Source organism: Streptomyces sp. NPDC127092 (genome assembly GCF_042722475.1).
Lineage (GTDB): Bacteria > Actinomycetota > Actinomycetes > Streptomycetales > Streptomycetaceae > Streptomyces.
Genome location: NZ_JBHXFE010000065.1, coordinates 27290 through 34367 on the forward strand (window position 1 = coordinate 27290; position 7078 = coordinate 34367).

At 73.1% G+C, this 7078-nt stretch carries 8 protein-coding genes; 5 read left to right on the plus strand and 3 right to left on the minus strand.

Annotation, left to right across the window (positions count from 1 at the left end; translation table 11 throughout):
* The first annotated feature begins 26 nt into the window (after positions 1-26).
* Both ACFWJO_RS35120 and ACFWJO_RS35125 read left to right on the plus strand, forming a co-directional pair.
* Complete coding sequence (locus ACFWJO_RS35120; RefSeq protein ID WP_386871899.1) at positions 27-197, plus strand: hypothetical protein; 171 nt, start codon at positions 27-29, stop codon at positions 195-197.
* 84 nt (positions 198-281) lie between these two features.
* Positions 282-662 carry a hypothetical protein gene (locus ACFWJO_RS35125; RefSeq protein ID WP_386871901.1) on the plus strand — a complete coding sequence of 127 codons (381 nt, stop codon included), beginning with the start codon at positions 282-284 and terminating at the stop codon, positions 660-662.
* A gap of 258 nt (positions 663-920) precedes the next feature.
* Here ACFWJO_RS35125 and ACFWJO_RS35130 read toward each other — a convergent pair whose 3' ends face one another.
* The 3 genes from ACFWJO_RS35130 to ACFWJO_RS35140 all read right to left on the minus strand — a co-directional run bounded on the left by ACFWJO_RS35130 (position 921) and on the right by ACFWJO_RS35140 (position 3992).
* Positions 921-2348, minus strand: coding sequence for a flotillin family protein (locus ACFWJO_RS35130; protein WP_386871903.1), 1428 nt, complete (start codon positions 2346-2348; stop codon positions 921-923).
* A gap of 82 nt (positions 2349-2430) precedes the next feature.
* Complete coding sequence (locus ACFWJO_RS35135; RefSeq protein ID WP_386871904.1) at positions 2431-2655, minus strand: hypothetical protein; 225 nt, start codon at positions 2653-2655, stop codon at positions 2431-2433.
* A gap of 59 nt (positions 2656-2714) precedes the next feature.
* Positions 2715-3992, minus strand: a complete 1278-nt coding sequence (locus tag ACFWJO_RS35140; protein ID WP_386871906.1) for an MFS transporter — start codon at positions 3990-3992, stop codon at positions 2715-2717.
* 263 nt (positions 3993-4255) lie between these two features.
* On the opposite strand from ACFWJO_RS35140, the gene ACFWJO_RS35145 reads away from it, so the two are divergent.
* The 3 genes from ACFWJO_RS35145 to ACFWJO_RS35155 all read left to right on the plus strand — a co-directional run bounded on the left by ACFWJO_RS35145 (position 4256) and on the right by ACFWJO_RS35155 (position 6961).
* The gene (locus ACFWJO_RS35145; protein ID WP_386871908.1) at positions 4256-5278 is read left to right on the plus strand and encodes a LacI family DNA-binding transcriptional regulator; all 1023 of its coding nucleotides are present in this window, start codon (positions 4256-4258) and stop codon (positions 5276-5278) included.
* 86 nt (positions 5279-5364) lie between these two features.
* Positions 5365-5646, plus strand: coding sequence for a hypothetical protein (locus ACFWJO_RS35150; protein WP_384409553.1), 282 nt, complete (start codon positions 5365-5367; stop codon positions 5644-5646).
* Between the two features lie 127 nt (positions 5647-5773).
* Positions 5774-6961, plus strand: a complete 1188-nt coding sequence (locus ACFWJO_RS35155; RefSeq protein ID WP_386871910.1) for a thiolase family protein — start codon at positions 5774-5776, stop codon at positions 6959-6961.
* The last annotated feature ends 117 nt before the right edge of the window (positions 6962-7078 follow it).

A 7078-nucleotide genomic window follows, 5' to 3' on the forward strand; every position in this document is an offset into this window, starting at 1 on the left:
GAGATTCCAAGACGGGAGGCACGATCGTGGGCAAGAAACAGACCCGGGTCAACAAGGGCGCCCGTACCGGCGGCCACGAGCACCGCGCCGCCGCCACGACGGCCAAGGAGACCCCGCGCTCGTCCGCGTCGGAGGGGCCCCGCCCGGCCATCGACGTCCCCGCCCACCGCAAGGATCGGAAGTTCGGGCACAACTGAGACAACCCCCGGGGCGGGCGGACGCCCTGGGGACGGCGCAGGGATGATGGACCCTCTTCGTTCACGCTCGTCCCAGGGGGGAACATGCGTCACATCCGCATCTCCGGTCCCAGTGCCGCCCTTGCCGCCGGTCTGCTCGCCGCGCTCACCGCCTGCTCCTCGGCGCCGGAGCAGGAGCGGACGCACGCGCCGGAGCCCCGGCCCGCGACCACCGCGCCGGGCACGCCCACCGCGCCCGTGCGCGTGGAGGACGGTTTCATGCCCGACCTCCGCGGCGGCAGCGTCGCCGGGGCGTACGGCCAGCTCTCGGGCTCGATGCGCTTCGAGGACGCCTCCGGACAGGGCCGGACCGTGCCCACCACCAGCGAGGACTGGAAGGTCTGCACCCAGGACCCGGCGCCCGGCGCCCGGGTCGAAGGGCGGACCATGGTGATCGGCGCGGTGAAGCAGGACGAGAACTGCTGACCGTACGTCGGGCGTTGTGTACGACCGAGGGGCCCGGCGCGACAACGCGCGCCGAGCCCCTCGGCCTGTCGGCCCGTCGGCCTGTCGGCCTGTCGGCCTGTCGGCCTGTCGGCCTGTCGGCCTGTCGGCCTGTCGGCCTGTCGGCCTGTCGGCCTGTCGGCCCGTCGGCCCGTCCGGCGGACGGGTGCGGACGGGCCCCCGGGGCCGGACCGGCGGATCAGGTCCCCACCGGCCTGGCCCCGCTCGGCCCGAGGCCGCTCAGTCGCCGTCGCCGGCCGTGAGCTCCTCCACCGTGATCTCCTCGGCACGCGGCGCGGGCACCGCCGCCGTGGGAGCGGGCTGCGCCTGCCGTTCGCCGTTCGGGCTCATGTTGGCGAGCAGCTGCCGGGCCAGCCCGAGACCCGTACCGCCCATCGTGAGCGCCTTGGCGAACATCTCCGCCATCCCGTCCGCGCCGTTGAGCAGCACCATCTGGTCGACGTTGCCGAAGGCCGAGGCCCCGGCACCCACGATCTCCGGCCACTTCTCGGCGAGTTGCTGCGCGACCACGGCCTCCTGGTTCTCCGCGAGGGCCGCCGCCCGCGCCTTGATCGCCTCGGCCTCGGCCAGACCCTTCGCCCGCGTCGCCTCGGCGACCGCGAGACCCTTCGCGTGGGCCGCAGCGGCCTCCGCCTCACCGGTCAGCCGGGTCGCCGTCGCCGTGGCCGCGCTGGCCAGCTCGGTCTTCCGGGCCTCCGCCTCGGCGGCCAGGATCCGGGCGTCACGCTCGGCCGCGGCCAGCGTCCGCTGCTCGTACGCGAGGGCGTCGGCCGGCTTGCGGACCTCCGCCTGGAGCTGCTGCTCCTTGCGGTCGGCCTCCAGCTGGGCGACCCGGGTCTCCTCGACGACGACCTCCTGGCGGGCAGCCGCGTCCGCCAGCGGGCCGGCCTGCCGGGCCTTGGCGGCCGCCTGGTCGCGCTCGGCCTGGTAGCCCGCCTGGAGGATCTCGCTGTCGCGCGTCGCCTCCGACATCCGCGCCGCGGCCTGCTGCTCGGCCTCGGTCGCCCGGCGGTTGGCCTCCGCCTGCGCGATGCGGGCGTCCCGCTGCACCGCGGCCGCGTGCGGCGCGGCCAGGTTCTTGATGTACCCCGTCGGGTCCTCGATCTCGTGGATCTGCAGCGAGTCCACGATCAGGCCGAGCTTCTCCATCTCCGTGCCACAGGCCGAACGGGCCTGCCCGGTCAGCTTCTCCCGGTCACGGATCATGTCCTCCACCGTCAACCCGCCCACGATGGCACGCAGATGACCGGCGAAGACGATGTGCACCCGCTCCGACATCAGCTTCTGCTGGTCGAGGAATCGGCGGGCCGCGTTGGCGATCGACACGAAGTCGTCGCCCACCTTGAAGATGACGACGCCCCGCACCTTCAGCGGGATGCCCTGGTGCGTCACGCACTCCACCGACAGCTGGGTCTCGTTGAGGTCGAGCGACAGCTTCCGCACCGCCTGGACGCCGGGCAGCACGAGCGTGCCCCGTCCGGTGACGATGCGGAAGCCCATGCCCTCGCCCAGGCCCTCCGTCTTGTGGTTCGAACCCGAGATGATCAGCGCCTCGTTGGGTTCGGCGACGCGCCACATCAGTTTGAACAGACCGATCAGAACGGCGAAGGCGCCGACGGCGGCGCCCACCAGCATCCAGAGGCTCATCGGACAGGTCCCCCTTCACCGGACCCGTGCGGTTCCGGTGAAGGGAGTGTGCGCCCGGTGCGTCCGCCGCTCAACGGTTGCGTCAACTGTCGTACGCGGCTGTGACATAGACGGTGCGTGGAGGGAGATGTTCCACGACCATCACGACCGTGCCGGTCTCGATCCGGTCCTTCGCCGAGGCCGGATAGGCGAGGAAGTGCTCGGCGCCGCCCCGGATGCGGACGATCACCTCACCGACGAGGCCGGGCCCGACAGTGCCGGTCACCCGGCCGAGCATTCCCACCATCGAAGCGTCGTCCATGACCAAAAGGTACGGCAGATCCGGCAGTTCAGGGCGGTTACGGAGCTCAACCGACCGCCAGGCGGTCAGCGCACCGTACGGATCGGGCGCACCGCGAGCGCCCCGAGCACCGACAGTACGGCGGCGACCAGGAACAGCGCGGTGTAGCCGCCGCTGAGCGAGACGATCAGGGACGCGACGAACGGCGCCACGATCTGCGGACCGGCGTTGGCGATGTTCAGCACGCCCATGTCCCGGGCCGCGTCCTCGGCCTTCGGCAGCACCATCGTCACCAGGGCCGTGTCCACCGCCATGTAGCAGCCGAAACCGAGGCCGTTGACGACGGAGAAGGCGAGCATCGCGGTCCAGTTGGTCGAGACCGCCGGGATCAGCAGCGCCACGGCGGCGAGCGCGGCGGAGGCGCCGACGAAGAGCTTGCGCCGGTCGTAGCGGTCGGAGAGCCAGCCGCCCAGGACCGTGGAGACCACCATGGCCACCGAGTTGACGGGCATCAGCACGGCCACCGCCTCCTCCGCGCTCAGCCCGGCCGGCAGGTCGGTGTGGTCCTTGAGGATGTAGAGCTGGAAGCCGGCGACCGCGAAGTAGCCGAGCACGAGCAGCGCGCGGCCGATGAACGCCCAGCGGAAGTCGTGGTCCTTCAGCGCGCTGCCGAACGCGGCCAGCTGCGCCCTCACCGGCATCGGCGCCTTCGGCGGCATGCGCTCCTCCCGGGCCAGGGAGGTGAACAGGACGGCGGTGGCGGCGACGATCGCGCCGAAGACCAGGTAGCCGGTGCGGTAGTCCTCGGAGAAGGCGGCGCCGACCAGGGCGCCGATGGTCGAGCCGACGGGCAGGCCGAGTCCGACCGCCGCCGAGGCCTTGCCGCGGGAGGCGAGCGGGACCCGGTCCGGGACCACCGAGGTGAGGGCCGCCTGGTAGACGTTCATCACGGCCTGGCCGAGACACCAGGCGATCATCACCAGCAGGATCGTGTGCACGCTGCCGAGCAGCAGCATCACGGGCAGCGCGAGCAGTCCGCCCGCCAGGATCCACGGGTTGCGGCGCCCCGAGCGGTCGGAGAGCGCGCCGGCCACCGGGTTGAAGACCGTCGCGAAGATCGCGGAGACACCGGAGACCAGACCGAAGTTGGCCACCTTGTCCGCCGGGTCGATGGCCTCGATCTGCAGGGCGAGCAGCAGTCCGGGGACACCCACGTACAGCGCGTACATGGCGGTGTTCCCGGCCAGCAGCAGAGGCAGCAGCCCGCGGCTCGGCCGGGGTGCGGCGGGGGAGACGGCGCCGGCGGAGTCCTGGGCGGTGCCGGGGGACGAGCCGGGGGACGTGCCGGGGGAGGAAAGGGCCACGGTGCCCTCCTGGAGTGATCGCCCGATGCGGGGCGGGAGCGGAAGGATGACAAGGGGTGATGCGGGGGTGATGCGGGAGTGATGCAGAGGTGATGCAGGGGTGACGCGAGGGGGATGACCGCAGGACGGCGTGACCTCGCTGGCGAGGCGCACTGACACGGTGTGGTTACACGTGTCAGTGACGCGTGTAAATCTTGTGTAGCACTCGAATCCGGCCATCCGCCAGACCCTGCGCCGGATCGTTCTGGAAAGATGCCGGATCGATGAGCCAGTCACCCAAGCAGTCCGCCGGAAGCCCCGTCCCGACCAGCGCCGATGTGGCGCGGCTCGCCGGGGTCTCGCGCGCCACCGTGAGCTACGTCCTCAACAACACCGCGGCCGTACGGATCAGCGAGCCCACCCGCCGGAGGGTCCGGGAGGCCGCGGAGGAGCTCGGCTACGTGCCGCACGCCGCGGCCCGCAGCCTTCGCGCCGGTCACAGCCGGATGGTGCTGCTGCCCACCGCGCACGTGCCCGTCGGCCCGCTCTACAGCCGCTTCTTCAACGAGCTCCAGTGGGCCCTGCGCAGCCTCGACTACACGGTCGTGCAGTACGGCAGCGTCGGCATGGACGGGGACGAGGCCGCCCGGGCCTGGGCCGAGCTGCGCCCGGTCGCGGTGGTCTCGCTCGGCCAGGTCGAGCTCACCCCGACCGGGGTGGAGCTGCTGAAGCGCTCCGGCGCCAAGGCGGTCATCTCCGTCGGCCCGCAGCAGGTCGAGGGCACCCACGCGCTCGTCATGGACCAGACCCGGGTCGGCCGGCTCGCCGGGGCCCACCTGGTCGAGCGCGGGCGCCGCCGCATCGGCGTCGTGATGCCCGAGGAACCGGGCCTGGAGATGTTCTCCGTGCCGCGCCTCGAGGGCGTTCGCGCCGCCGCGGAGGCCGCCGACGCCACCGTCGTACCGCTCCCGCTGCGGTACGAGGAGGAGCCGGCCGACGCGCTCGCCGCCCGCTGGCGCGAGCTCGGCCTCGACGGTGTGTTCGGCTACAACGACGAGTACGCGATGCTCCTCATGCGGGCGCTCCAGGACGCCGGGATCGCCGTACCGGAGGAGACGGCCGTGGTCGGCTCGGACGACCTGGTCATCGGGCGGCTGCTGCGGCCCCGGCTCAGCACGGTGCGCATCGACATGGTCGGCGGGCGCGAGCTCGCCGAGCTGGTGGACCGGGTGGTCCGCGAGCCGGGGGCGGCCCCGGAGCGGCACGAACGGCTCGACTCGCACGTGGTGCACCGCGAGTCCAGCTGAGGAGCCGGGCCTGCGGAGGCGCCTTCCCGGCGGGCCCCGCGCGGGCCCGGGCGGCGCCCTGCCGGTGGTCGGCTTAGCGTCGGTGCATGAGCACACACCCGAAGCGTTTCGAGATCCTGCTGGTTCCGGCGCACGTGGAGGACCGCGGCGCCGCCTCCGTCGAGGACAGTGCCGTCCGGTCGGCGGTCGTCGAGGCGACCGGCCGTACCGGCGAGTCCGGGTACCCGATCTACGAGGGGCACGGCCTGGTCGCCGACATCGACCCCGAGACGCGGACGGTGGAGGCCCTGCTGGTCGACGGCAGGGAGCTCGACTACGGTCTGACGGCGCTGATCAGGGGACCGCGGACCGGCCTGAAGGGGCGTTGACAGGAGCCGTCGACCGGCGGAGACTCGGGCCCGCGGAGATGAAGAATATTTCACCAGGCGAACGGGTGTCGCCCGGCGGACATCCCGCGTCCTGGCCCGATCGCGCACGTCACGTGGGAGAGAACCGATGAGCATCCGCGACGTCTACATCGTCGACGCCGTCCGCACCCCGATCGGCAAGTTCGGCGGTGCCCTCTCCTCCGTACGGCCCGACGACCTCGCCGCCCACGTGGTCAAGGCGCTCGTCGACCGCTCGCCGGCGCTCGACCCGGCCCGGGTGGACGACGTGTACTTCGGCGACGCCAACGGCGCCGGCGAGGACAACCGCGACGTGGCCAGGATGGCCGTCCTGCTCGCCGGGCTGCCGACCTCCGTGCCCGGCGTGACCGTCAACCGGCTCTGCGGCTCCGGCATGGAGGCCGTGATCCAGGCCGCCCGTGCGATCGCCCTCGGCGACGCGTCCGTGGCGATCGCGGGCGGCGTCGAGTCGATGTCCCGGGCGCCCTGGGTGCTGCAGAAGCCGGAGCGCGCCTTCCCGGCGGGTCACCAGCAGCTGCACTCCACGACGCTCGGCTGGCGCATGACCAACCCGCGGATGCCCGCCGAATGGACGGTCTCCCTCGGCGAGGGCGCCGAGCAGGTCGCCGACAAGCACGCGATCAGCCGTGAGGCGCAGGACGCCTTCGCCCTCGCCAGCCACCGCAAGGCCGCCGAGGCGTGGGCCGCGGGCCGCTACGACGGCGAGGTCGTCCCGTACCCGGGCGTCGAGCTCGTCCGCGACGAGTGCATCCGCGACAACACCTCGCCCGAGGCCCTGGCCGGGCTCAAGCCGTCCTTCCGCCCCGACGGCGGCACCGTCACGGCCGGCAACGCCTCCCCGCTCAACGACGGCGCCGCGGCCCTGCTCCTCGTCGACGAGGAGGGGCTGCGCGAGACCGGCCGCGAGCCGCTGGCCCGCATCCGCGCCTCCGCCGTCACCGGCATCGAGCCCCAGCTCTTCGGACTCGGCCCGGTGGAGGCCGTGCGGCGGGCACTGGACAAGGCCGGCCGCGGCTTCTCCGACCTGACGACCTTCGAGCTCAACGAGGCCTTCGCCGCCCAGGCGCTCGGCTGCCTCGCCGAATGGCCGGAACTCGACCCCGCGGTGGTCAACCCGCGCGGCGGCGCCATCGCCATCGGCCACCCGCTCGGCGCCTCGGGCGCCCGGCTCGCCGGCGCGGTCGCCCACCAGCTCGCGGCAACCGGCTCCGGCACGGGCCTGGCCGCGCTCTGCATCGGCGTGGGCCAGGGCCTCGCGCTGGTCCTGGAGCGCTGACGGTTCCGTGCGCGAGGGCCTGTCCGGCGGATCAGGGCCGCGGACCCGGCCATGATCTTCCGGACAGGCCCTCAGGGGGGAAAGGGGGAGGCCTGGCCCCCCCCGGTCTCCCTCGGG

Coding starts and splice junctions, on each gene's coding strand:
- ACFWJO_RS35125 (WP_386871901.1), top strand. CDS start 282: ATGCGTCACATCCGCATCTCCGGTCCCAGTGCCGCCCTTGCCGCCGGT.
- ACFWJO_RS35130 (WP_386871903.1), bottom strand. CDS start 2,348: ATGAGCCTCTGGATGCTGGTGGGCGCCGCCGTCGGCGCCTTCGCCGTT.
- ACFWJO_RS35145 (WP_386871908.1), top strand. CDS start 4,256: ATGAGCCAGTCACCCAAGCAGTCCGCCGGAAGCCCCGTCCCGACCAGC.
- ACFWJO_RS35150 (WP_384409553.1), top strand. CDS start 5,365: ATGAGCACACACCCGAAGCGTTTCGAGATCCTGCTGGTTCCGGCGCAC.
- ACFWJO_RS35155 (WP_386871910.1), top strand. CDS start 5,774: ATGAGCATCCGCGACGTCTACATCGTCGACGCCGTCCGCACCCCGATC.